Below are 23,954 nucleotides of genomic sequence, written 5' to 3' on the forward strand. Positions count from 1 at the left end.
GCGGCCGGTGGCAACCGCCAGGCGGCGAGCTATAAGAAAAGACAGGCGGTATCGCCGTGCGCTTTTGCTTGCCGCTGACCGCTCGCAGCTTGTAGCTTCTGCGAGGAACGTCACCTGGACAGGAATTCTTCATGCGTTTTTTTCATTACCTGGCAGTGGCCTGTGCGGGCCTGATCGCCGCGACGGCGCAGGCCGAGACCGTTTTGGGCCTGTATCAGGTCCGTGAGCCTGTCGAGGGCCAGGGCAGCGAGGCCCGTACCCAGGCCACCAGCAAGGCACTGGATACCCTGGTACTGCGCCTGACCGGCGACCCGAAGGCGATTCAGAATCCCGCCGTGGCCGCACTGCGCAAGGATCCGCGGCAGATCATCAATCAGGTCGGCAACGAGGCCGGCCCGCCCGAGACGGTGGTGGTCGAATTCGATCCCGGCAGCACCGAGCGCGCTTTGCGCCAGGGCGGTCTGGCGCTGTGGGGCAGCAATCGGCCGTCGATCCTCGGGTGGTGGTTGAACGACACCGTCGAGGGCAGCAGTCTGGTGGGCGATGGCCAGACCAGTGCCGAACCGCTGCGCCAGGCCGCCCAGCATCGTGGCCTGCCGTTGCGCCTGCCGTTGGCCGACCTGCAGGAGCAACTGGTGGCCAATGCCAAGCAGCTCGAAGGCAAGGATCCGGCGCCGCTGCGCGAGGTCTCCGAGCGCTACAACGCCGATGCCTTGCTGGCTGTGCACGCCCAGGAAACCGACGGCAAGTGGCAGGGCAAGTGGCAGTTGTGGTTGGGCGACCAGCGCGAGCAGGGCAGCGCCGAGGGCGCCGATCAGGCGGCGTTGGCCGACGCCGTGATGCTGGCGATCAGCACCCGCTTGGCGCCGCGCTATGTCGTGCGGCCCGGGACGAGTAGCGAACTGCAGGTGCAGGTACAGGGCATGAACCTGCAGCGTTACGCCGAACTGGGACGGGTGCTCGAGCCTTACGGTCCGCGACTGCAGGCAGCCGAGGGCGACACACTCACCTACGCCGTCAGCGGCAATCGCGAGCAGTTGCGTGCCCAATTGGGTCTGGCGCACCTTCAAGAGGTGCCTGCCGAGCAGATCGCGCCTGTCGCGCCGACGCCTGCGCCGGCTGCGTTCGATGGCCTACGTTTTCGCTGGTAAGGAGTGTCGACGATGACCGATATGCGCCGTTGGGCCTGGCTGGGCGTGGCCCTGTTGATCGCCCTGTTGTTGTTCCTGCTGCACAACATCCTCTCGCCATTCCTCATCGGCATCCTGCTGGCGTACCTGGCCGACCCGCTGGTCGACCGCCTCGAACGACTGGGGCTGTCGCGCACTTGGGGCGTGGTGGTGGTGTTCGGCCTGTTTACCCTCATCTTCCTGGCATTGTTGCTGGTGCTCGTACCGATGCTGGCCAAACAGTTGGTGCGCCTTTACGAGCTGACCCCGCAGATGCTCGACTGGCTGCAGCATGTGGCACTGCCCTGGGTGCAGAGTCGTTTGGGCCTGGCCGATGGATTCTGGAAGTTCGACAAGATCAAGGCCGCCATCGGCGAGCACATGGGGCAGACCACCGATATCGTCGGCGTCGTACTGTCCCAGGCCACCGCCTCGAGCCTGGCGCTGATCGCCTGGCTGGCCAACCTGGTGCTGATCCCGGTGGTGGGCTTCTACCTGCTGCGCGACTGGGACCTGATGATGGCCAAGCTGCGCAGCTTGTTGCCGCGCCAGCGCGAAGAGCAGGTGGTCGGGCTGGCGGGCGAATGCCATGAAGTGCTGGGCGCCTTCGTTCGGGGTCAGTTGCTGGTGATGCTGGCCCTGGGCGTGATCTACGCCGCAGGCCTGTCGTTGCTGGGGCTGGAGCTGGGGCTGTTGATCGGCCTGCTGGCAGGGCTGGCGGCTATCGTGCCGTACATGGGCTTCATCGTGGGGATTGGCGCGGCGCTGATCGCCGGGCTGTTCCAGTTCGGCGGCGACCTGTACCCGATGCTGGGTATCGTCGCGGTGTTCATGGTCGGCCAAGCCTTGGAGGGCATGGTGCTGACGCCGCTGCTGGTGGGCGATCGCATCGGCCTGCATCCTGTGGCGGTGATCTTCGCCATCCTCGCCGGCGGCGAGCTGTTCGGCTTCACCGGCGTGCTGCTGGCGCTACCGGTGGCGGCGGTGATCATGGTGCTGCTGCGCCACGCCCACGACCTCTATAAAGAGTCGGACATGTATGGCGCGGACATCGACCCGCAACTCTAGCCGCCTGTGCGCCCGGCCTGCATGCCGGGCGTCCCTCGCCCCTGGGACAAAGCGCCACCTTGACGGGCGCATCGGCAATTTGTTTGTGCTGGCATTTCAGTTACAATCCGCAACCGTTTCAGCCCACCCGCGTCAATCAGACCAAAGGCTGTCGCGCTCTAAGGGTTCTCTGGCTGCCGAATAATGATCACAAAAAGCCTGCGCTGAAGAACAAGAAACACCCGGGCCAGCCACAGGCCCTCCGTTCTACTGACTGGAAGTGATCAATGTTCAAGAAAGCTGGCAAGACCTTGCTGAGTCTGGCTGTCGCGGCGTCCTTCATGCAGGCGCATGCCGAAGACACCAAGAAAGTCGATGTGCTGCTGATCGGCGGCGGCATCATGAGCGCAACCCTGGGCGTCTGGCTCAACGAGCTGGAGCCGAGCTGGTCGATGGAGATGGTCGAGCGCCTCGATGGCGTCGCCGAAGAAAGCTCCAACGGCTGGAACAACGCCGGTACCGGCCACTCCGGCCTGGCCGAGATGAACTACACCCCGATCGATAAAGACGGCAACGTCAGCATCGCCAAGGCCGTTGAAATCAACGAAGCCTTCCAGGTGACCCGTCAGTTCCTCGCCTGGCAAGTGCGTCAGGGCGTGCTGAAGAACCCGCACTCGTTCATCAACAGCACCCCGCACATGAGCTTTGTCTGGGGCGACGACAACATCAGCTACCTGAAGAAGCGCTACGAAGCGCTGCAGGCCAGCCCGCTGTTCCGCCCGATGCAGTACTCCGAGGACCACGCGCAGATCGCCAAGTGGGTTCCGCTGATGATGGAAGGCCGTGACCCGAACCAGAAGCTGGCGGTCACCTGGACGCCGATCGGCACCGACGTCAACTGGGGTGAAGTGACCCGTCAGTACGTCAGCCACCTGCAGACCCGCGACAACTTCAAGCTGAAGCTGTCCAGCGAAGTGCGCGACATCACCCGTAACAAGGACGGCTCCTGGCACGTCGAGTACAAGAACCTGAAGACCGGTGACACCGCAGCCACCGACGCCAAGTTCCTGTTCATCGGTGCCGGCGGCGGCGCGCTGAAGCTGCTGCAGAAATCGGGCATCCCGCAGGCCGAAAACTACGGCGGCTTCCCGGTGGGCGGCTCGTTCCTGGTCACGGAAAACCCGACGGTGGCCATGCAGCACATGGCCAAGGCCTACGGCGTTGCCTCCACTGGTGCACCGCCCATGTCGGTTCCGCACCTCGATACCCGCGTGCTGGACGGCAAGCGTGTGATCCTGTTCGGGCCATTCGCCACCTTCTCGCCGAAGTTCCTCAAGAACGGTTCGTACATGGACCTGCTGAGCAGCACCACCGTGCATAACGTGTGGCCGATGACCCGCGTCGGCATCGACGAGTACCCGCTGGTGGAATACCTCGCCGGCCAGTTGATGCTCTCCGACGACGAGCGCATGGAAGCCCTGCGCACCTACTTCCCGCACGCCAAGAAAGAGGACTGGCGCCTGTGGCAAGCCGGTCAGCGCGTGCAGATCATCAAGAAGGACCCGGAGAAGGGTGGCGTGCTGAAGCTGGGCACCGAAGTGGTGACGTCCGACGACCGTACCCTGGCCGCACTGCTGGGCGCCTCGCCGGGCGCATCGACCGCCGCACCGATCATGATGGGTGTGCTGGAAAACGTGTTCAAGGACAAGGTCGCCACGCCTGAGTGGCAGGCGCGTCTGCACGAGATCGTACCGAGCTACGGCACCAAGCTGAACGACTCGCCTGCCGCCGTGCAGAAAGAGTGGAACTACACCGCCGAAGTGCTGCAACTGGACAAGCCGCCGGTGATCGACCAGAGCGTCGGCACCAGCACGGGTGCGGCGTCGAGCGCACCGGTCGAAAGCAAGGCTGCCAACGACATGGCGTTGTGATTGCTGGCCTCACGAGCAGTGAGGCGAGGCGATAGATGAAAACCACGAGGATCTGCCCCTGGCAGCCTCGTGGTTTTTCATTTTCAGTGATTGGGAACGTGCGAGTGAAATCATCGAATCCCACGTTCCCGAGGGAAAGGTCAGGCGGCTTAGGTTGAGCCGAGTGTCTACCTCTCAGTAGCGTTGACGCCTAGATTTAAACGGACAGTCTTGACGACAGTTGCAATTTAGTCTTCAGGTTATGGAGGGAAACATGCTGACCAAGTTATGCACGATCATGATGTGCTTCTTCGTCGTTTCGTTGATGGGCTGTGTGGGTCAGCAGGGCGGTCGCGAGGGTAGCATGAGGTCTTTGATTTCACCGGGCAGCGTAGCCTGCGAGCCGCTTCCCGCGCCAACGAACCGCTGCGATGTGCTGCGCATGGGCGCGGCCGCAGCGCGCGACTATACCGTCGCAGCGGATATCCTGACGCCAGAGGGCGTTCTGCGCGACGGCGCCATTCATGTTAGCGATGGCAAGATCACTGCCGTGGGTTGTAAAGCGCAAATGCCCGACGCAACGCTGATCAACTGCCGAGGGCAACTTCTCACACCTGGATTGATCAATGCGCACGATCATCTGACCTTCAACAACATCGCGCCCGGCGGCGACCCCGGTGCGCTCACGCACTATGCGCATTGCAACAACCCGCTGAACGCTTTTGCCGACCGGCGCTGCGCGGCCTATCGTTTTGACCGTCGAAACGAGTGGCGCAAGGGTCTCAACGCGAAGGTGCAGATTCCAACCATCACCCAGGACAAGTCCACAGAGGCCTTGCTGTGGAACGAATTGCGTCATGTCATGGCGGGCACCACCACGGTGGCCGGATCGGGTGGGACTCAAGGTCTGGTGCGCAACCCCGACAGACTCGAATTGATGGAAGACCCTCTGAGCGACCGTGCGGTGAGATATGCCACGTTTCCACTGGGCGATTTCAATCAAGAACAAGGGCTTACCGATTCCTGTGATTACCCGGCCGTCGTGGGCACTGAAGTTCTAGATAGCTTGACGTTCTTGCCCCATGTGGCCGAGGGCATCGATGCGCAGTCGCACAACGAGGTACTGTGCCTGAGTGGCAGGGGCGTCAGCCCCGAGTCCCGAGGTGTCGATACGCTGGCGCCCAGTACGTCGTTCATCCATGCCATTGCGGTGACCGAGCAGGATGTAGCGGCCATGGCAAAGGCCAAGGCCAGTGTGGTGTGGTCGCCTCGGTCAAACATCTCACTGTACGGCAACACGGCGCCGGTGACCTTGTTCAAAGACGCAGGGGTCAATATCGCCCTTGCAACAGACTGGACACCCTCTGGTTCAATCAATCTGTTCAAGGAACTGCAGTGCGCGGCCTCGTACAACCAGGACTACCTGGCCGGGTATTTCTCGTCCAGAGACTTGTGGCAGATGACTACCGAAAATGCGGCCAGAGCGTTGGGACTCGGTCAACGATTGGGCAAAGTGGCCGTGGGCTATGAAGCCGACTTCGCAGTAATCCACCCCAAATTGCCGGACGACCCCTATGCCAGTGTGATTAACGCTGACAGTTCCGATGTCGTGCTTACAGTACGCAGTGGTCAGGCCCTGTACGGCGACAGCGCTACGCTCGACAGTTGGTTGGTGGGACGATGCGAAGCGATGGGCGAGGTCTGTGGGTCGCCCAAGTCGGTATGCCTGGAGAAGACGGGCCGTACGTTCGCGCAGTTGCAGAGAAGCAACGCGCACAGCTACCCGTTGACTCTGTGCGATGCCTCGGCTTTACAACCCAGTTGCGTACCTTCGCGGTTTGGGCAGTACTCCGGGCAGCGGACCGATGACGATCGTGATGGCGATGGTGTGCCTGATGCGCGGGATAACTGCCCAGATATCTTTAATCCACCACGGCCCATGGAGGGTAAAACGCAGTTGGACGTTTGTAACGCCGCTGAACGGGTTCCACGTTGATGGCACCGTGCTCACGGCCATGTTCAGTCAGAGTAGTGAGCATCACCTACGCCCAAACAACGCCCGCGCGTGTTCGAAGCATTGTTCGGCAATCGCCGGGCGCGGCTCGCTGCGGCGCAGCAGCAGGCCGACGGGGCTGTGGATGCTGGCGTCGGCCACCGGGACGATGCGCAGGTGCTCGTTCAGCGCTTCAAGGCCGCAGTCCAGCGGCATCACCGCGCAGCAGATGCCGGCGTTCACTGCCTGGATCAGTTGGAAGGTGGAGTCGCTTTCCAGCACTGCCTGGGGCGCCAGGCCGCGACTGCGGAAGCTCAAGTCCAGGGACTGGCGGTAATGCATGCCTTTGCTCAGCAGGCCGAGCGGAACCCCCGCCAGCGCTTGCCACTGCAATTGCGCGTCCTGGAACTGGAAATGCCGGGTGTCGTGCAGCAGGCCCATGGTGGTGGTGCCCAGTTCGATCACTTCGAAGAAGCTGAGGTCGACCTGATCCAGGTAGCAGATACCCAGGTCCAGCTGATTGCGACTCAGGCCATCGACCACCTGCTGCGAGCTCAGCGAGCTCAATTGCAGGTGCAGTTCGGGGTATTTCTCGCGCAGCGGCAGCAGCAGCGCCATCGGATTGAAGCTGGCCAGCGGCACGCTGCCCAGGCGCAGGTTGCCGACCAGTTGGCCGCGGCAACTGGCGGCTTCGGCCTGCAGGCCGTCGTGGGCGGCGAGCAGGGTCTTGGCCCAGGCCAGGATGCGCTCGCCGGCTTCGGTGAAGCCTTCGAAACGCTGGCCGCGCTCGACCAGCACCAGGTCCAGTTCTTCTTCCAGGTTGCGCAGGCGCATCGACAGGGTCGGCTGGGAAATGTGGCACAGCTCGGCGGCCTGGCCGAAATGCCGGGTCTGGTCGAGGGCGATGAGGAACTTGAGCTGCTTGATGTCCATGGTCCGGCCTGGCAAGAAAGGGGATCGGACGGGGCGTCGTGATGAAGGGACGCGCGTGCCGCCAGCGCCAGGGTGACGCAAAAGGCCAGCAGAGACAAATCGGTGGTGAAGCGCCTGGGCGCTGTTCGACTCAGCTCAGCACATGCTCCACCGGTTCGAGCAGCGGCGGCAACGGCTCGCCGAGCGCCGACAGCACGTCACGTTCGAGCAGGCGCACCAGCGAGTCGGTGGGCAAGTCGTTTTCGTCACGGCCGAAGGGGTCTTCCAGCTCATTGCCGATAGCGTCCAGGCCCAGGAACGTGTAGCTGACGATAGTGGTGAACAAGGGTGCCAGCCAGCCCAGTGGCTCGGCCAGGGCGAACGGCAGCAGCAGGCAGAAGATATAGATGGTGCGGTGCAGCAGCAGGGTGTAGGGGAAGGGCAGCGGCGTGCCTTTGATACGTTCGCACGTGGCCTGTACCTCCGACAGCCCGACCAGGCGTTGCTCCAGCGTCATGTAGCGAAACTCGCTGATCCGTCCTTGGCTGGCCAGACGCGAGCAGCGCTCGCCAAGGTCGCGCAGAATGCCATCGCAAACGTTGTGCGCCGAGATGTCCGCGTCCTTGGGCAGCCATGGCGTCGCGGCGTGCAGGTCGTCCTCATTGCGCAGGCGCGCATTCAAGCCATGGGCGAAGGCGCACAGGCTGCGCAGCAACCGCGCACGCTGGGTTGGATCGTCGATCACTGCGCTTTCGCGCACGAACGAGCGCACCTCGATGATCATCCGTCCCCAGGCCTTGCGGCCCTCCCACCAGCGGTCGTAGCAGGCGGTGTTGCGAAAACTCATGAAGATCGACAGCGACAGCCCGAGCAGTGTGAAGGGCGTAGCGCTGACCGGGTAGAAGAACGCCGGGTAGTGCCGTTCGACCAACACGATCAGTGCGGCCAGCAGGGTCACCATCAGGCAGCGCACGGCAATGCGCTTGACCACGGAACCGCGCAAGGTGAACAACATGCGCAGCAGGTCGGTGTGAGCGTGGACGATCAAGGCAGTTCCAGAGACGGCCGATCAGCCGCCGGTCATGTTCATGAAGCGCAGGATCTGCACCTCGCCACCCACCTCGAAATGATGGCGGTAGGGCTTGAGGTGCAAGGCATCGCGGATCGCCTGGTCCAGACGGGCGCTGTCGCCAGGGTGGCTGCGCAATACCTGCTTGAGGTCCAGCGAGTGCTCGTTGCCCAGGCACAACAGCAGCCGGCCTTCGACGGTCAGGCGCACTCGGTTGCAGGTGGCGCAGAAGTTGTGGCTGTGCGGCGAGATGAAGCCGACCCGCGTCTGCGGGGCCTCGGTCAGGCGCCAGTAGCGGGCCGGGCCTTGGGAGGACTCGGCCGACTCGATCAGGCTGAAATGCCCGGCCAGGCGTTCGCGCACCGCGTCGCTGGAATAGAACGACTCGCCGCGCTCGTGCTCGTCGATCACCCCCAGGGGCATCTCCTCGATGAAGGTGATATCCAGTTCGCGATCGATGGCGAAACGCACCAGGTCGACCAGTTCGTGGTCGTTGCGGCCCTTGAGCACCACGCAATTGAGCTTGGTACGACGAAAACCGGCACGGCGCGCCGCGTCGATGCCCGCGATCACCTGGGCAAGGTCGCCGGTGCGGGTCAGGGCCTTGAAGCGCTGGGCGTCGAGGCTGTCCAGGCTGATGTTCAAGCGCGTCACGCCGGCATCGAACAGCGGTTGGGCCAGGCGCCCGAGCTGCGAGCCATTGCTGGTCAGGCACAGTTCGCGCAGGCCGGGCAGGGCGGCGATGCGCCCGCACAGCTCGACGATGCCCTGGCGCACCAAGGGTTCACCGCCGGTCAGGCGGATCTTGCGCGTGCCCATGGCGACGAAGCGCTCGGCCACCTGGTACAGCTCTTCGAGGCTGAGGATTTGCTGGCGCGGCAGGAACTGCATGTCTTCGGCCATGCAGTAGACGCAACGGAAGTCGCAACGGTCGGTGACCGACATCCGCAGGTAGTCGATTTTTCGGTTGAAATCGTCGATCAGGGCCGGCGGGTTCTGTTCCACGTTTGCGCTCGAAAGGAGGGGGCGGCGTTGTCGCCGCGCATGGGGTCCACGCTATAACCTGTGGGCAGGCACGTCAAATCGCTTTGGCCGACTGGACGATAGGTGGGCTCTATCACGCTCCAGGCCCGGCAGTCAGCGTGACACCGGAAACGCGGTGGTGTACTTGATCTGCTCCATGGCGAAGCTGGAGGTGATGTTCGACAAGCCTTCGGTACAGGTGATCAGCCGCTTGTAGAAGCGGTCGTAGGCGGCGATGTCGCTGACCACCACACGCAGCATGTAGTCCCAGTCGCCGGACATGCGATAGAACTCCATCACCTCCTCGAACGCGGTGACGGTGCGGGCGAAGTCTTCCAGCCAGGCGCTGTCATGGCGCTGGGTCTTGAGCTGGACGAACACGCTCAGGCCCAGGTTCAACCGCTGTGGATCGAGCAAGGCCACGCGGCCGCGGATATACCCTTCGTCTTCCAGGCGCTTGACCCGCTTCCAGCACGGCGTGGTGGTGAGGTTGACGGCTTCGGCCAGGTCCTTGAGCGACAGCGAGGCGTCGCGTTGGAGCAGGGTGAGAATGTGCTGGTCGAAACTGTCCATTGCCATTGCGTGCGGGCCGGTGTGTGCGGAACAAGAAGTGCGCAGCCTAGCGCACTCGGGGAACGGCTGGCCACGGGCCTGTCGCTGCGGCGAGTCAGGGCCGGATATGCCATAGTGGCACTTTTCCCCGCCCCCAGTGCAGACGGACCCGATCATGGCTGAAAAACCGCGCAGTTTCGCCACCCGAACCATCCATGCCGGCGAGCAGTCCAGCGTCGCCGACAACGCCATCTTCCCGGCCATCGTCACCTCCAGTTCGTTCATCAAGCGAGGTCTGGACGACCATCCCGAGTACGCCTACAGCCGCGTCGCCAACCCCACCCGCCATGCCTACGAGACCTGCGTTGCGGCGCTCGAAGAAGGCGTGGGCGCGGTGGCCTGCGCCTCGGGCGTGAGCGCCACTGCCACCGTGCTTGAACTGTTGCCCAAGGATGCCCATGTGGTGGTGATGAATGGGGTCTACGGCGGTACCTTCCGCCTGATGGAGGACTACCGTGCCCACACCAGTGGCCTGACCACCACCTATGTCGACCTCAACGACCTCGACGCGGTGGCGGCCGCGATCCGTCCGAACACGCAGATGATCTGGCTGGAGTCACCCACCAACCCGCTGCTGCACGTGGTGGACATTGCTGCATTGAGCGAACTGGCCCAGGCGCGCGGCATCCTCACCTGTATCGACAACACATTCTGCTCGCCCTGGAACCAGCGGCCGATCACCCTTGGCGTGGACCTGGTGATGCACTCGGCGAGCAAGTACATCGGTGGCCATTCCGACCTGACCGGCGGTGTGGTGGTGGCTGGCAACCCCGAGTTGCTGACGCGCCTGCGCAAGATCAGCATGGCGGTGGGCGCGATCCAGGGCCCGTTCGACTGCTACCTGGCGCTACGTGGCCTGAAGACCCTCGACGTGCGCATGGAGCGCCAGTGCGCCAATGCCTTGCGCGTGGCGCAGCACCTGGAGCGTCACCCGCAGGTCGAGCAGGTGTTCTACCCAGGGTTGGAAAGCCATCCCCAGCACGCCCTGTGTCAGCGCCAGATGCGCAGCGGCGGCGCCGTGGTGGCGCTGCGGGTCAAGGGTGACCGGGCGGCGGTCAACCGACTGGTGGAGGCATTGTCGATCTTCGTGCTCGCCGATTCGCTGGGCGGTGTGGAGAGCATGATCAACCACTCCTGGAGCATGTCGCACAACTCGCTCAGCCCGCAGCAGAAGGCGACGATGGGCATCAGCGAGAACCTGGTGCGCTTGTCGATCGGCATCGAGGACTGCCGCGACCTGATCGAGGATCTGGAGGCGGGCTTGCAGGCGGCGGCCGTGGCGTGACAGGAGAGGACTGATCGCGGCGGGGGATGCCGCGATCAGAGGGTCATTCAGCGAGGGATCAGGCCTTGGGCGGATGGACGATCCGTTCGATCTTGTCCTTGATCAGCAGGCGCTCGCGACGCAGGCGGTTGACCGCCTCGTCGTTGGTGCCGTTGCCCTCGGCGGCCACCACCTCCTTGTCCTTGGCGTTGTATTCCTTGTGCAGCCGGTGCAGGTCGTGGTTGTTGTCGACCAGGGCCTGGAAGGCGTCTGCGCTGGTGTGCAGGTCGGCTAGCAGATCGTGCGGTACGGGCATCTTTTCACCTCGATTTCAGGGATTGCGGAAAGATCCTGCTGCTTCAGGATAGCCGTGTAAATGGACCGTCGCTGGGGCCAGAGGTGCAATTCATCTTTTATGCCGTTGCCAAGCGTGAAGATGTGAAACTTTGTTAATCATGAAATACACTTCATAACTTAATAATCCTGAAGTTTTCACGAAAAATTGATGGTAACTTCCCTAGAGTGCGGCCATCCAGCCAAGGTGCCCGATCGGTCGCGCCTGGTCGTTTCTCAACTTTAACGGCGAACGCCATGATAAAAATCAGATCCCTGCGGACCGAATGGGTCACGCTGCTGGCCAGCCTGTACCTGCTGATTGGCCTCAATCTGTTTCTCTGGAAACACCTGGAGAGCATCGTACCCCCCGGTTTGGTGGGGCTTTGGTTGAGTCTGGCGTTTGCCTTGCTGATGGTGTTCGCCTTCAATTTGCTGCTGACCTTGCTGGCCTTCAAATATGTATTGAAACCGGTATTGATCGTGCTGTTCATGGCCGGCGCGGCGGTCGCCTATTTCATGAATCAATATGGCGTTCTTATTGATGTCGGCATGTTCCGCAATGTCGTGGAAACCAACATCGAAGAAGTACGCGACTTACTCTCGCTGAAGTTTGCCTTGTATATGCTCGGGCTCGGTGTACTGCCTTCCTTGTTGCTCTGGAAGACGCCGGTCGCCTATCGCCCCTGGCACCGTGAGCTGCTGGGCAAACTGGTGGTCAGCGGGGCCTGCGTGACCGCGCTGGCTTCGGTAGCGCTGATCAATTACCAGGGCCTGTCGTCGCTGTTTCGCAACCACCACGAGATCCGCCTCATGCTCACCCCGAGCAACATCGTCGGCGCCTCTTTGACCTACGCCAGCGAGAAACTCGGCAGCGCTGCACGGCCTTTCCAGAAATACGGTGAGGATGCCCGCCGCGACGCCGCCTGGCAGCAGCATGCGCGCAAGTCGCTGACCGTGCTGGTGATCGGTGAAAGTGCTCGCGCCGAGAACTTCGGGGTACTGGGCTATGCCCGCGACACCACCCCGCGCCTGGCCAAGGAGCCTGGCCTGCTGGGCTTTACCGATGTGCACTCGTGCGGCACCGAAACCGCGGTGTCGGTGCCATGCATGTTCTCCGGCATGACCCGCAAGGACTACGACCCCAGCCTGGCCAGCCGTCGCGAGGGGCTGCTGGACATTCTCGGCCGCGCCGGCCTGCAGGTGAAATGGCGTGACAACCAGTCAGGTTGCAAAGGCACCTGCTCGCGCTTCGACTACGTCAACCTGACCACGGCGAAGGACCCGGTGCTGTGCGCTGGCGGCGAGTGCCATGACCAGATCCTGCTGCAGAACCTCGATGCCTTGCTCGATAACCTCGACCAGGACACCGTGCTGGTCCTGCACCAGATGGGCAGCCACGGCCCCGACTACTACAAGCGCTACCCCGAGGGCTTCGAGCACTTCACGCCGGTGTGCCGCAGCAACGCCCTGAACCAGTGCAGCCGCGAGGCGATCGTCAACAGCTACGACAACACCCTGACCTACACTGACGCGGTGCTGGCCTCGCTGATCGATACCCTGCGCAAGCACCAGGACAAGGTCGACACAGCCATGGTCTATCTCTCCGACCACGGCGAATCGCTGGGTGAATACAACGTGTTCCTGCACGGTACGCCGTATATGCTGGCGCCGGACCAGCAGAAGCACATCCCGCTGCTGGCCTGGTTCTCCGACAGCTACCGGCAGGACTTCGCGGTGGACACCGACTGCCTGGCCAAGCTGCGTGATACGCCCCTGAGCCAGGACAACCTGTTCCATTCGATGCTCGGCCTGTTGCAGGTGCACACCCAGGTCTACCAGCCGTCGCTGGACCTGTTCGCCGGCTGTCGGCCCTGGTTGACGGCGAAAAGCTGAGGGTCGCGCTCGCGACCGCTGATCGCCACCACGGATGGCCCGGGTTTCACCAGCAGTGCCCGCGCCGTATATACTGCGCGCCAATGTTTGTGGGAGAGCCTCGTGGCCATCGAAATACACTGGATCCGTGACGACCAGACCCTGGCCGAACGCTGCCGGGCCTGGCGCGAACTGCCTTTCGTGGCCGTCGACACCGAGTTCATGCGGGTCGACACCTTCTATCCCAAGGCCGGCCTGGTTCAGGTCGGCGACGGTCAACAGGCCTACCTCATCGATCCGCTGGCGATCCGCGACTGGCAGCCGCTGGGCGAGTTGCTCGAAGACAGCACGGTGGTCAAGGTGCTGCACGCCTGCAGCGAAGACCTCGAGGTGCTGTTGCGCCTGACCGGCAAACTGCCGCAGCCGCTGTTCGACACCCAGTTGGCGGGCGGCTATCTGAACATCGGCTTTTCCATGGGCTATTCGCGCCTGGTCCAGGACGTGCTCGGTCTCGAGCTGCCCAAGGGCGAGACCCGCTCCGACTGGCTGCAGCGACCGTTGTCCGACACCCAGGTGAGCTACGCCGCCGAAGATGCCGTGCACCTGGCCGAGCTGTTCGAAGCCTTGCGCCCGCGGTTGTCCGACGACAAGTACGCCTGGGTGCTGGAAGACGGTGCCGAGCTGGTGGCGCAGATGCGCCGCGAGGTCGATCCGCAGACGCTCTACCGCGAGGTCAAGCTGGCCTGGAAGCTGGGCCCGCAGCAGCTCGCCGTGCTGCGCGAGCTGTGTGCCTGGCGCGAACGCGAGGCCCGCAGCCGCGACGTGCCGCGCAATCGCATCCTCAAGGAGCACGCACTGTGGCCCATGGCCAAAGGGCAGCCGGACAACCTCTCGGCCCTGGCCAAGATCGAGGACATGCATCCGCGCACCATCCGCCAGGATGGCGAAACGCTGCTCAAGCTGATCAAGGACGCCGCCAGCCAACCGCCCGAGCAATGGCCGGCGGTGCTGGCCGAGCCTCTGCCGATCGAGGCCGCCGGCCTGATCAAGCGCCTGCGCGCCATCGGCCAGGCCGAAGGCGAGCGCCTGGGCATCGCGCCAGAACTGATGCTGCGCAAGAAATCCCTGGAAGCCCTGCTCAAGAGCGGCTATCCCAACGGCCCCTACCAACTGCCCGAATCGCTGCGCGGCTGGCGCCGCGAACGCATGGGCCAGGCCTTGCTGGCTGATCTGGCAGGTGCCGGAGAGACGCCATGAAACGTATCTGTTCGATCTACAAGAGTCCGCGCAAGCAGGAAATGTACCTCTACGTGCTCAAGGCCGATGGCCTGGCGCGCGTGCCCGAGGCGCTGCTGCCGTTCTTCGGCGCCCCGGTGCATGCCTTCGACCTGGTGCTGTCCCCCGAGCGAACCCTGGCCCGCGAGGACATCGCCAAGGTGCTGGAAAACCTCGAAAGCCAGGGCTATCACTTGCAGATGCCACCGCCCCAGGACGATTACATCGAGCACCTGCCCGAAGAATTGCTGCGCCGTAACGATCCGGCTTGAGCCGGGTTCGATCACCCCCATTCAGGCGGTCGCTGACGGACTGCCTGCGTCGTACGTCAAGGTTTTCTAGAAATGCGCGTTTTGATCGCTGAACAGGATCATGCCCTTTACGCTCGCCTGCTGGGCGAGCTGGCACCGGACCTGGAGGTCCTGACCAGTGGCGATTCCGCCGAGCTGGCGCGTCAGGCGCCGCAGTGCCCGGTATGGCTGGGCGAGCCGCACCTGGTCGCCAGCCTGCTGCGCCAGGGGCATGTCCCGGACTGGCTGCAGTCCACCTGGGCCGGTATCACCCCGCTGCTGGCCGAGGGCCTGCCGCGCGACTATCGGCTGAGCCGCGCCGTGGGCATTTTCGGCCAGGTCATGGCCGAATACATGCTCACCTACATGCTGATTCACGAGCGTGACGTGCTGGCGCGCCTGGTCAGCCAGGTGGAGCGGCGCTGGGACGGTCGCCCGGGAAACAGCCTGCAAGGGCGCAAGGTGCTGATCGTCGGCACCGGCGACATCGGCCAGCGCGTCGCCGAGTTCCTGCTGCCGTTCGGCGTGACCCTGTACGGCATCGCCAGCACGCCGCGCGAGCAGGCGCCGTTCGTCGAAGTAGCCGGGCTGGAGGCGCTGCCGCAGCGGGTGGCAGAGGTCGACTACGTGCTCAACCTGCTGCCCGACACCCCGGCCACCCACGACCTGTACGATGCCGCGCTGTTCCAGCGCTTCAAGCCCACGGCGCTGTTCATCAATGCCGGACGCGGGGTGGCGGTGGTCGATGCCGACCTGGTCGAGGCGCTCAAGAACGGTCACCTGGCCGGTGCGGTGATCGACGTGTGCCGTCAGGAACCGCTGCCGCAGCGCCATCCGTTCTGGACCGCCTGGGGCTTGCTGCTGACCGGGCACAGCTCGGCACCGACCTCGCCCGAAGCCATGGTGCGACTGTTCATCGACAACCTGCGGGCCTACACGGCGGGGCAGCCGGTGCGCGGCGAAGTGGATTTCGCCCGAGGCTATTAACCCGTTTCCCCAGGCCAACGCAGGGTCTGGGCGCTGACCGGCGGTCTGGCATTGCGTCGGGACAGGCTCTAGACTGGCGCCGCCGCGCGCCGCGGCCTTTTCCGTGACTGCAGGAACCTGTCTGATGATCGCCGACACCGCGCCGTTCTGGCGGCGCAAGACCCTCGACCAGCTCGATGCGCACGAGTGGGAGTCGCTCTGCGACGGCTGCGGGCTGTGCTGTCTGCAGAAGCTTGAAGACGAGGACGACAACAGCATTTACTACACCCGTATCGCCTGCAAACTGCTGGACCTGAAATCCTGCCAGTGCAGCGACTACCCCGGGCGCTTCGCCCAGGTGCCCGATTGCATCCAGCTCACGCCGGGCAAGGCCGACCAGTTCAAGTGGCTGCCGACCACCTGTGGCTATCGTCTGGTCAGTGAGGGCAAGGACCTGCCGGCCTGGCATCACCTGGTATGCGGCGATCGCGAGCAAGTCCATGAGCAGCGCATTTCCCAATCCGGACGCATGTTCAGCGAGAACGATGTCGACGAAGACGATTGGGAAGACCATCTGATTTTCCGCGCCGGTTGAGCCCCGGCGTCTGTCCTGTTGCCGAACGAGGAACCTGAATATGCGCCCGTGGTTGTTGCTGCTAGGTCTGCTGGTCAGCGTGCCGGCCTGGGCGAAGAAGGTCGATCTGGATTATCAGGTGCGCCTGTTGCCCAAAAGCGGCCAGGCTGAGGTGCGTGTGACCCTGGCCGATGGCAGCGCCGTGCGCAGCCTGGACTTCGATCTCGGGCGTCAGGGTGTCTACAGCGATTTCCAGGCCGACGGCCAGTGGCAAACGCACGACGGTCGTGGCGTCTGGCAACCCGGTCCCGGCAAGACCCGTCTCAGCTACCGGGTGCAGTTGGACGTCAAACCGGCGAACAGCGCCCACGAATCGCGGATCACGCCACACTGGGCGTTGTGGCGCGGTGAGCAACTGGTGCCGGCTGCACGCCTGGATCAGCAGGACGGCACCGAGCTGGTGGCGCGCCTGAGTTTCGAGCTGCCGTCGGGCTGGCAAAGCGTGGAGACGGCCTGGCCGCGCATCGGCAAGCGCAGGTTCCGTATCGATGACGTCTCGCGGCTGTTCGACCGGCCCACTGGCTGGATGCTGGCGGGCAACCTGGGCAGTCGACGCGCCCGCCTGGGCGATACCGAAGTGACGGTGGCCGCGCCGCAAGGGCAGGGCATGCGACGCATGGACACCCTGACATTGCTCACGTTCGTGTGGCCGCAGGTGCAGGCGGTGTTCCCGCGAACGCCGGCCAAGCTGCTGGTGGTCGGCGCGCGTGACGACGTGATGCGCGGCGCTCGGGCCTCTCACAACTCGCTGTACCTGCACAGCGGCCGTGCATTGATTGGCGAGAACGGTAGCAGTGCGATGCTGCGCGAACTGGTGCAGGTGTTCGCGCAGATCAAGGACCGCGAGCGCAGCGACTGGCTGGGCGAGAGCCTCACCGACTACTACGCCACCGAACTGCTGCGCCGCGCTGGCGGACTCAGCGATGACCGCTACCACGTCGTGCAAGCACGCTTGCAGAACGACAGCGCCCAGGTAGGCACGCTGCGCGGCGATCAGGCCGACGCGGCACAGGTGGCCCGCGGCGTGTTGCTGCTACAGGCGCTGGATCGCGAGATTCGTCTGCACACCCACGACCAGCGCTCGCTGGACGACGTCACCCGTGCCCTGATGCGCCTGCCCAGCGTGAGCACGGAGGAATTCGTGCAGATCAGCGAGCGTGTGCTGGGGCGCCAGTCCGACGTCCTGCAGAGCAAACTGCTGCGCTGAGAGGCCGTCCTCAGACTTCGCTGAGTGGATCCTTGCCGGTCACGGTCACTGTGCGCGTGGCCGATTCGGCGCTGTCCTTGAGTGCCCTGAGCTCGGCGGCGCCGCGATCGATTTCGGCGTTCAGGCGACGGTAGTCCGCGCGCTGTTTCTGCAGCCACGCCTTGGCCTGGCACTGGCCTTTGAGCCCACGGGCCAGCGCGAGGCCGCCAACCGTTACCTGCAGCAGGCCGATCAGGCCACCACGGCGCATGCCCTTGCTGACCATCAGTGCACCACCGGCCAGCGAGCTGACGCGTTCCCAGCCTGTGACGTTGTGATCGTGCTCGGCAGCGGGTGAGTGGATATCGAACATGGGGGAATCTCCTGATGGGGTGGGTTCATCAGCTGACCCAGGGGCACGACTGGCGTTCAGTGCAATCGCTCAGCGGCCCGTGCGCGTGATGGGCTGCGGACTCAGTGAGCGTGGCTCGCAGGGCGTCGGCCGCCCTTGACGCAGCCCTGGCGTTTTTCCCGAGAAGGCCCATAGCCAAAGAACGATCGATAGCACTTGCTGAAGTGGCTGGCCGAGACGAAGCCGCAGGCGACGGCGACCTCCATGATCGGCAGATCCGAATGTTGCAGCAGGCGCCTGCTTTCGGTGATCCGCAGCTCCAGGTAGTAGCGCACCGGTGTGGTGTTGAGTTGACGCTGAAACAGCCGACCAATCTGACGTTTGGAGCGTCCGACGTATGCCGCGAGCTGGTCCTGGCTGAGCGGCTCCTCGAGATTGGCGCTCATCAGGGTGATCGCTTCGCGCAGCGGCTCGCTGATGTTGGCTTGCGCAGCCGGAGTCGTGCGTCGGTAGCGCGAGGACTCGAAGGCAAGAATGGCTGTGATGCCTTCGGCCAGGGCAGGGCCCCGGCGCTGGCCGATCCACTCCAGCATCATGCTCAACGCACCCGCCGGACTGGCCGCGCTGAGCCGGTCGCGATCAATGCAGTAGGCCTCGCTGCTCACTTGTCCATGGCGCGCAATTTCGGCGAGCGCCGCGCGATGTTCTGGGTGTACCGCACATCGATAGCCGTCGAGCAGCCCAGCCCGGCCGAGGAACCAGGCACCGTTCCACAGGCCGGCCAGAGCCACCTTTCGGCGGGCCAGTTCCTGCAAGCTGGTCGCCAGATCCTCGGGCAACGTCAACGGGGTCCGTAGCCCGCCACAGATCACCAGCAGGTCCAACGGCTGGGCCACGCATTCGCTCAGGCTTGCGCTAGGGCCGATCAGGATGGCCAGGTCACTGGTCAGTGCTGCGCTATCCAGGCTGCAGGTGCTGTGGCTGAAGGCGCCGGGCTGGATCAGGTTGGCGGTGACCAGTGCGTCCAGCGCCTGGGTGAAGGCCAATAGGGAGAAGTGCTCCAGCAGCAGGAAGCCTACGTTCAGGGCAGGGCCGTCGGTCTCCAGGTCGGCAGGAATGAAGCGGGAGTTGGGGCCATGCAGGGCCGAACCGAACGTTCTCTTGGCAATCAACGTGAGGCGCCTCGCAAAGTGAAAGAGGAGGAAAAAGCGCGCGCGACAGATTGTATTCTTTGTGTATACATTGCGTAGAGGTCTGGCCAAGACGCCGGTTTATCTCGCGCCGACACCCACTTATGGTCAAATAGCGACGCCTTTGTCTGAGGCCGACCCCTCGCCTGATTCGCTGTAGACACATTGTCTAAAGCGTCCCTATATTCGTTATACAAATTGTAGACATAGACCTATGAGCCCTCGAAAAGCCGCCATGAACGTCAGTCACGATGACCACCACGCCCCCACAGTCGCGCCTGATCGCAAGGCGGTGCTGGCCGATGCCCTGCGCCGACGCATTCTGAGCATGGAGCTGGCGCCCGGTGCCGGAGTAGACGAGCTGGCACTGTGCGAAGAATTCGGTTTGTCGCGACCGCCAGTGCGTGAACTGCTGCGTCAGATCGCTGCCGAGGGCTACATCGAACTGGAAGCCAACCGCGCCCCGCGCGTTGCGGCGATGAACCATGACTCTCTGCACAGCTTTTTCCTGGCTGCGCCGCTGATCTACATCGCCACCACGCAACTGGCGGCGACCCATGCCCGTGCCGAAGAAATCGACGAGCTCAAGGGAATACAGGCGCTGTTTCGTGCGGCGATCGAGCAACAGGATGTGGAGAACCGCGTGCTGTACAACGACGCTTTCCACCTGCAGATCGGCAAGATGGCGCACAACGACTACCTGATGCCCAGCCTGCGACGGCTGCTGATCGACCACACCCGCCTGGGCAAGATTTTCTACCGTCACCCGACCACCGATGACATGCAGCGCGACCTGGAGCTGGCCTGCGTGCAGCACGATCAGATGATCGAAGCGATCGAGGGTCGCGATCCACAGACGGCTGGGGAGCTGGTGCGCGAGCACTTCGAGCTGTCCCGGCGCCGCATGGCCGAATACGCGGCACCCCAGGGAATGGAAGTGGCATTGGCCTTGTAGCTGCAGCACTCACCGTCACCCTGGACGCCGGCAGGACGCTGGCAGGGGCGAGCGTGATGAGGGACAGACGCTAACAACAATATCGGGTTCCTACATGACAAAGATCACCTCGTTGCCCGCCGACGACAGCACCTGTGGCTGGTATCACCTCAGCCAAGGCCGCCGCGTCGCGCCTGCCCACAGCGGCCATAGTCAGGCGCGGTGGGTCGTGGTCGGCGCCGGTTTTACCGGGCTTGCCGCCGCGCGTCAGTTGGCTGTGCATTTTCCTGACGATCAGGTGGTGCTGATCGAAGCCCAGGAGGTCGGCTATGGCGCATCCGGGCGCAACGCGGGCTTCGCCATCGACTTGCCCCATGACATCGGCGCTGAAGACTACATCGGTGATATCGCCATCGCCCGCAAGACGCTCAAGCTCAACCTCAGCGGCCAGTCGTTTCTCAAGGAACTGGTCGAGCGCTACGCCATCGAGTGCCAGATGACGCATTGCGGCAAGTACCAGGCCGCTGTCGAGCCACGCGGCATTGCCGTGCTCGAGGCTTACCGCCGCGGCCTGGACCGGCTCGATCAGCCTTATCAGATGCTCGAGGCCGGCGAACTACCGGAGCACGTCGGGACCGATTTTTACCGCCAGGCGCTGTTCACCCCCGGCACGTCCTTGATCCAGCCCTCGGCGCTGGTCAAGGGGCTGGCCGATAACTTGCCGGCCAACGTGACACTTTACGAGCATACGCCGATCACCGACGTGCAGTACGGCGCCAAGACGGTGCTCTCCCATGCGCGAGGGTCGATCACGGCCGATCAGTTGGTGCTCACCACCAACGCCTTTGGTATGAACTTCGGATTTCTCAAAGGCCGCATGCTGCCGGTCTTCACCTACGCCAGCCTGACTCGGCCGATGACGGCGCAAGAGCAGGCGAGCCTGGGCGGCAAGCCCTACTGGGGGCTGATTCCGGCCGATCCTTTCGGCACCACGGTCCGCCGCACGCCGGATAACCGGTTGCTGATCCGCAACAGTTTCAGCTTCAACCCGGACGGTCGGGCCAACGCCAGATACCTCGCCCGAGTCGCCCAGCGGCATCGCCAATCCTTTGCCCGGCGATTTCCGATGTTGCCGGCGCTGCCGTTCGAATACACCTGGGGTGGCGCATTGGCGATGTCGCGCAATCACATGGGGCATTTCGGCAAGTTGGCGCCCAATGTCTACGGTGCGTTGGGCTGCAATGGCTTGGGCGTGACCCGTGGCACGGCGACCGGAAAGTTGCTCGGCGACTGGTTGGCAGGCCAACGCAATGAATTGATCCAGTTCGTCCTCGACACGCCTGGACCCAGTGCCGACCCCCCGGCGCCGCTGGTGTCGCTGGGGCTCAATTTCAATCTGAAGTGGGGGCAATACCGCGCCGGGCAAGAAAGCTGAAGGGCATTGAAGCGTTCGACATCACTTGATATTCGCTGGACTCGGTAAGTCCGGCCTGCACTTTCCATTGCGTGCTGTTTCGGTTCGAAGAACAACTTCGGGCTCCCGTCGCTGACGCCAAGTTCAGTGTCGCGGGTTCGTGCGTCCTGAAAACGGCCTGCGTTCGATATAAGCAGGGGAAAAATAATGACAACGAATACTGTATCAATTGAAGACGTACCGCTTAATCGCTTTCATCAGTGGCTCACCGTGCGTTCCGGCGGTGGCTCTTTCGTCGATGGTTACGTGCTGAGCATCATCGGTGTCGCCATGGTGCAGATGACCGCCGGACTGTCGTTGGACAGCTTCTGGCAGGGCATGATTGCCGCGTCGGCGCTGATCGGCATTTTCTTCGGTGGTTTCCTGGGCGGCTGGCTGACCGACCGTTTCGGTCGCAAGCGGGTGTTCTTCGTCGGTCCGACCTTGTTCATTCTCGCTTCGCTCAGCCAGTTCTGGGTGGAGTCGGCAATGGCGCTGTTCCTGCTGCGCTTCGTGGTGGGCGTCGCGGTCGGTATCGAGTACCCGGTAGCGACTTCGCTGCTGGTCGAGTTTCTGCCCAAGCGCAACCGCGGTCCGCGCCTGGCCACGTTGACCATCCTGTGGTTCGCCGGTGCCGCCTTCGCCTACATGCTCGGCGATTTCCTCTTGCGCCAAGGGGGCGACGATGCCTGGCGTCTGGTGCTGGCCAGCCCGGCGTTGATCGGCGCGCTGCTGTTCGTGGTGCGCATCGGCACGCCCGAGTCGCCACGCTGGTTGCTCAGCAAAGGGCGAGCGGAGCAAGCCGACGCCGTGATTCGCAGCGTATACGGCAACGATTTCAGCCTGCGCAACCTGCCCGAGGAGCCCGAGCAGCAGACGCTGTCGTTTCGCAGCCTGCTGCACTCGGGCTACGGCAAACGCATGATGTTCGTCGCCGTGTTCTGGTCCTGCTCGGTGATCCCGGTGTTCGCCGTGTACGCCTTCGCGCCCAAGGTGCTCGGCGCGCTCAACCTGAAAGGAGACTGGGCCTCGTTCGGCTCGGTGGCGATCACCTTGCTGTTCGTGGTCGGGTGCATCATCGCCACGCGCCTGATCAATGGCATGGGCCGGCGCAGCATGCTGATCCACAGCTTCTTCTGGTCGGGCCTGGCATTGCTGGGACTGGGCGTTTTCCACGCCGGCGCCGAGTGGCTGATCCTCGCCTTGTTCGGTGCCTATGCGCTGTTCATCGGTGGCGCCCAGGTCCTGCAACTGGTGTACCCCAACGAACTGTTCCCCACCGAGATCCGCGCCAACGCCGTCGGCGTGGGGACGTCGCTGTCACGGGTCGGTGCGGCTATCGGTACCTGGCTGGTGCCGATCGTGCTCGATCGCTACGGCATCGCCTTCACCATGTACGCCGCCGCGGCGGTCACCTTGCTCGGCCTGGTCGTGTCCTGGGCGCTGGCGCCTGAAACCCGTTCGCTGAATCTGCAACAAGCAGCCTCGCTGAGCTGATCCCTCCGGCCGCGCCGGTGTCTCGGTGCGGCCGACACCCTTTGCATTCACAGGAGAACCCGTCATGCACTTCGAAGGTATCTACACCCCTGCTATCACCCCGCTGGCTGCCGATGGCTCGATCGACATGGCTGCATTCGCCGAAGTCCTCGAATACCTGGTCGAGGCGAAAATCCATGGCGTCATCATCGGCGGCTCGACCGGGGAGTACTACGCGCACACCGCCCAGGAGCGGATCGACCTGGCTGCCAAGGCCAAGGACGTGCTCCACGGGCGCTTGCCGCTGATCGTCGGGACCGGTGGCATTCGCACCGAAGATGCGGTGGCCTTCGCCGAACACGCCAGGCAGATCCAGGCCGACGCACTGCTGGTCGGAACCCCACCCTATGCACTGCCCACCCAGCAGGAAATCGCGTTGCACGTGAAGGCGGTGGACGCCGCCGCCGGTTTGCCGATCATGCTCTACAACTACCCAGGCCGCATGGGCGTGGGCATGGGCGATGCGTTCTTCGACGCCGTGGCTGAAGTCGGAAACATCGTCGCCATCAAGGAAAGCTCCGGTGACATGGGCCAGTTGCACCGCCTGGCGACGCGCCGGCCGCACATCCAGTTGTCCTGCGGTTGGGACGATCAGGCCCTGGAGTTCTTCGCCTGGGGCGCGAAGAGCTGGGTCTGCGCCGGCTCCAACTTCATCCCGCGTGAACATGTGGCGCTGTACGAGGCCTGCGTGGTCGAGAAGAACTTCGACAAGGGCCGCCGGATCATGGCCGCCCTGATGCCGCTGATGGACATCCTCGAGGGCGGCAAGTTCGTGCAGTCGATCAAGCATGGCGTGGCGCTCAATGGCCTGAAGAGCGCAGGAGTGCGCAAGCCGTTGCAAGACCTCGACGTGGCCGAGCAGCAAGCGCTCGCCCAAGTGGTCAGCGAACTCAAGGCCACCATCGCCAAGATCAATTGAGGAGAACAGGAC

The 23,954-nt window shown here is 63.6% G+C and carries 22 protein-coding genes; 15 read left to right on the forward strand and 7 right to left on the reverse strand.

What is annotated here, in order from left to right; translation table 11 throughout:
* Window positions 1-131: 131 nt before the first annotated feature.
* The 4 genes from Q6A47_RS14605 (at window position 132) to Q6A47_RS14620 (ending at window position 6,122) form a co-directional block, all read left to right on the forward strand.
* Window positions 132-1,151 carry a DUF2066 domain-containing protein gene (locus Q6A47_RS14605; protein ID WP_304484635.1) on the forward strand — a complete coding sequence of 340 codons (1,020 nt, stop codon included), beginning with the start codon at window positions 132-134 and terminating at the stop codon, window positions 1,149-1,151.
* A 12-nt stretch (window positions 1,152-1,163) separates the two neighbouring features.
* A complete protein-coding gene (locus Q6A47_RS14610; protein ID WP_039576063.1) occupies window positions 1,164-2,237 on the forward strand; it encodes an AI-2E family transporter in 1,074 nt (357 codons plus the stop codon).
* Between the two features lie 266 nt (window positions 2,238-2,503).
* Window positions 2,504-4,147 (forward strand): malate dehydrogenase (quinone), encoded by a 1,644-nt coding sequence (mqo, locus tag Q6A47_RS14615; RefSeq protein WP_029614646.1) that lies wholly within the window; start codon window positions 2,504-2,506, stop codon window positions 4,145-4,147.
* Window positions 4,148-4,400: 253 nt separating this feature from the next.
* A complete protein-coding gene (locus tag Q6A47_RS14620) occupies window positions 4,401-6,122 on the forward strand; it encodes an amidohydrolase family protein (protein WP_304484636.1) in 1,722 nt (573 codons plus the stop codon).
* A gap of 42 nt (window positions 6,123-6,164) precedes the next feature.
* Here the strand turns inward: Q6A47_RS14620 and Q6A47_RS14625 are convergent, their stop codons facing one another.
* The 4 genes from Q6A47_RS14625 to Q6A47_RS14640 all read right to left on the reverse strand — a co-directional run bounded on the left by Q6A47_RS14625 (window position 6,165) and on the right by Q6A47_RS14640 (window position 9,696).
* Window positions 6,165-7,052, reverse strand: a complete 888-nt coding sequence (locus Q6A47_RS14625; RefSeq protein ID WP_304484637.1) for a LysR family transcriptional regulator — start codon at window positions 7,050-7,052, stop codon at window positions 6,165-6,167.
* Between the two features lie 130 nt (window positions 7,053-7,182).
* Window positions 7,183-8,079, reverse strand: coding sequence for a bestrophin family protein (locus Q6A47_RS14630; protein ID WP_304484638.1), 897 nt, complete (start codon window positions 8,077-8,079; stop codon window positions 7,183-7,185).
* 21 nt (window positions 8,080-8,100) lie between these two features.
* Window positions 8,101-9,105 (reverse strand): GTP 3',8-cyclase MoaA, encoded by a 1,005-nt coding sequence (moaA, locus tag Q6A47_RS14635; RefSeq protein WP_304484639.1) that lies wholly within the window; start codon window positions 9,103-9,105, stop codon window positions 8,101-8,103.
* 132 nt (window positions 9,106-9,237) lie between these two features.
* On the reverse strand, window positions 9,238-9,696 hold the full coding sequence (locus Q6A47_RS14640; protein WP_039576070.1) for an Lrp/AsnC family transcriptional regulator: 459 nt from the start codon (window positions 9,694-9,696) through the stop codon (window positions 9,238-9,240).
* Window positions 9,697-9,850: 154 nt separating this feature from the next.
* On the opposite strand from Q6A47_RS14640, the gene Q6A47_RS14645 reads away from it, so the two are divergent.
* Window positions 9,851-11,020, forward strand: coding sequence for a trans-sulfuration enzyme family protein (locus Q6A47_RS14645; RefSeq protein WP_039576073.1), 1,170 nt, complete (start codon window positions 9,851-9,853; stop codon window positions 11,018-11,020).
* A gap of 58 nt (window positions 11,021-11,078) precedes the next feature.
* Here Q6A47_RS14645 and Q6A47_RS14650 read toward each other — a convergent pair whose 3' ends face one another.
* Window positions 11,079-11,315 (reverse strand): HP1242/YdcH family protein, encoded by a 237-nt coding sequence (locus Q6A47_RS14650; RefSeq protein ID WP_039576076.1) that lies wholly within the window; start codon window positions 11,313-11,315, stop codon window positions 11,079-11,081.
* A gap of 275 nt (window positions 11,316-11,590) precedes the next feature.
* Between Q6A47_RS14650 and Q6A47_RS14655 the strand changes: the two genes are divergently transcribed.
* The 6 genes from Q6A47_RS14655 (at window position 11,591) to Q6A47_RS14680 (ending at window position 17,579) form a co-directional block, all read left to right on the forward strand.
* Window positions 11,591-13,228, forward strand: coding sequence for a phosphoethanolamine transferase (locus Q6A47_RS14655; RefSeq protein WP_304484640.1), 1,638 nt, complete (start codon window positions 11,591-11,593; stop codon window positions 13,226-13,228).
* Window positions 13,229-13,330: 102 nt separating this feature from the next.
* A complete protein-coding gene (gene rnd / locus Q6A47_RS14660; protein WP_304484641.1) occupies window positions 13,331-14,464 on the forward strand; it encodes a ribonuclease D in 1,134 nt (377 codons plus the stop codon).
* Window positions 14,461-14,754: a YcgL domain-containing protein gene (locus Q6A47_RS14665; protein ID WP_039576082.1), complete on the forward strand. Its 294-nt coding sequence runs from the start codon at window positions 14,461-14,463 to the stop codon at window positions 14,752-14,754. Before rnd ends, Q6A47_RS14665 begins: the two co-directional genes overlap by 4 nt.
* A gap of 72 nt (window positions 14,755-14,826) precedes the next feature.
* Window positions 14,827-15,759 carry a D-2-hydroxyacid dehydrogenase gene (locus Q6A47_RS14670; protein ID WP_304484642.1) on the forward strand — a complete coding sequence of 311 codons (933 nt, stop codon included), beginning with the start codon at window positions 14,827-14,829 and terminating at the stop codon, window positions 15,757-15,759.
* Between the two features lie 124 nt (window positions 15,760-15,883).
* Entirely contained in the window at window positions 15,884-16,333 is a 450-nt protein-coding gene (locus Q6A47_RS14675; RefSeq protein WP_039576086.1) for a YcgN family cysteine cluster protein, read from the forward strand.
* Window positions 16,334-16,373: 40 nt separating this feature from the next.
* A complete protein-coding gene (locus tag Q6A47_RS14680; protein WP_304484643.1) occupies window positions 16,374-17,579 on the forward strand; it encodes a hypothetical protein in 1,206 nt (401 codons plus the stop codon).
* 10 nt (window positions 17,580-17,589) lie between these two features.
* Here Q6A47_RS14680 and Q6A47_RS14685 read toward each other — a convergent pair whose 3' ends face one another.
* On the reverse strand, window positions 17,590-17,931 hold the full coding sequence (locus tag Q6A47_RS14685) for a DUF2892 domain-containing protein (protein WP_039576089.1): 342 nt from the start codon (window positions 17,929-17,931) through the stop codon (window positions 17,590-17,592).
* 101 nt (window positions 17,932-18,032) lie between these two features.
* Window positions 18,033-19,079 (reverse strand): GlxA family transcriptional regulator, encoded by a 1,047-nt coding sequence (gene souR, locus Q6A47_RS14690; RefSeq protein ID WP_304484704.1) that lies wholly within the window; start codon window positions 19,077-19,079, stop codon window positions 18,033-18,035.
* A gap of 256 nt (window positions 19,080-19,335) precedes the next feature.
* Here souR and Q6A47_RS14695 point away from each other — a divergent pair, with 256 nt between their 5' ends.
* The 4 genes from Q6A47_RS14695 to Q6A47_RS14710 all read left to right on the forward strand — a co-directional run bounded on the left by Q6A47_RS14695 (window position 19,336) and on the right by Q6A47_RS14710 (window position 23,942).
* Window positions 19,336-20,055, forward strand: a complete 720-nt coding sequence (locus Q6A47_RS14695; protein WP_116887745.1) for a GntR family transcriptional regulator — start codon at window positions 19,336-19,338, stop codon at window positions 20,053-20,055.
* A gap of 94 nt (window positions 20,056-20,149) precedes the next feature.
* Window positions 20,150-21,469 (forward strand): NAD(P)/FAD-dependent oxidoreductase, encoded by a 1,320-nt coding sequence (locus Q6A47_RS14700; protein WP_304484644.1) that lies wholly within the window; start codon window positions 20,150-20,152, stop codon window positions 21,467-21,469.
* A 186-nt stretch (window positions 21,470-21,655) separates the two neighbouring features.
* Complete coding sequence (locus Q6A47_RS14705) at window positions 21,656-22,984, forward strand: MFS transporter (RefSeq protein WP_039576094.1); 1,329 nt, start codon at window positions 21,656-21,658, stop codon at window positions 22,982-22,984.
* Between the two features lie 64 nt (window positions 22,985-23,048).
* Complete coding sequence (locus tag Q6A47_RS14710; RefSeq protein ID WP_304484645.1) at window positions 23,049-23,942, forward strand: dihydrodipicolinate synthase family protein; 894 nt, start codon at window positions 23,049-23,051, stop codon at window positions 23,940-23,942.
* Window positions 23,943-23,954: the final 12 nt, after the last annotated feature.

This window comes from Pseudomonas boreofloridensis (assembly GCF_030580795.1).
Lineage (GTDB): Bacteria > Pseudomonadota > Gammaproteobacteria > Pseudomonadales > Pseudomonadaceae > Aquipseudomonas > Aquipseudomonas boreofloridensis.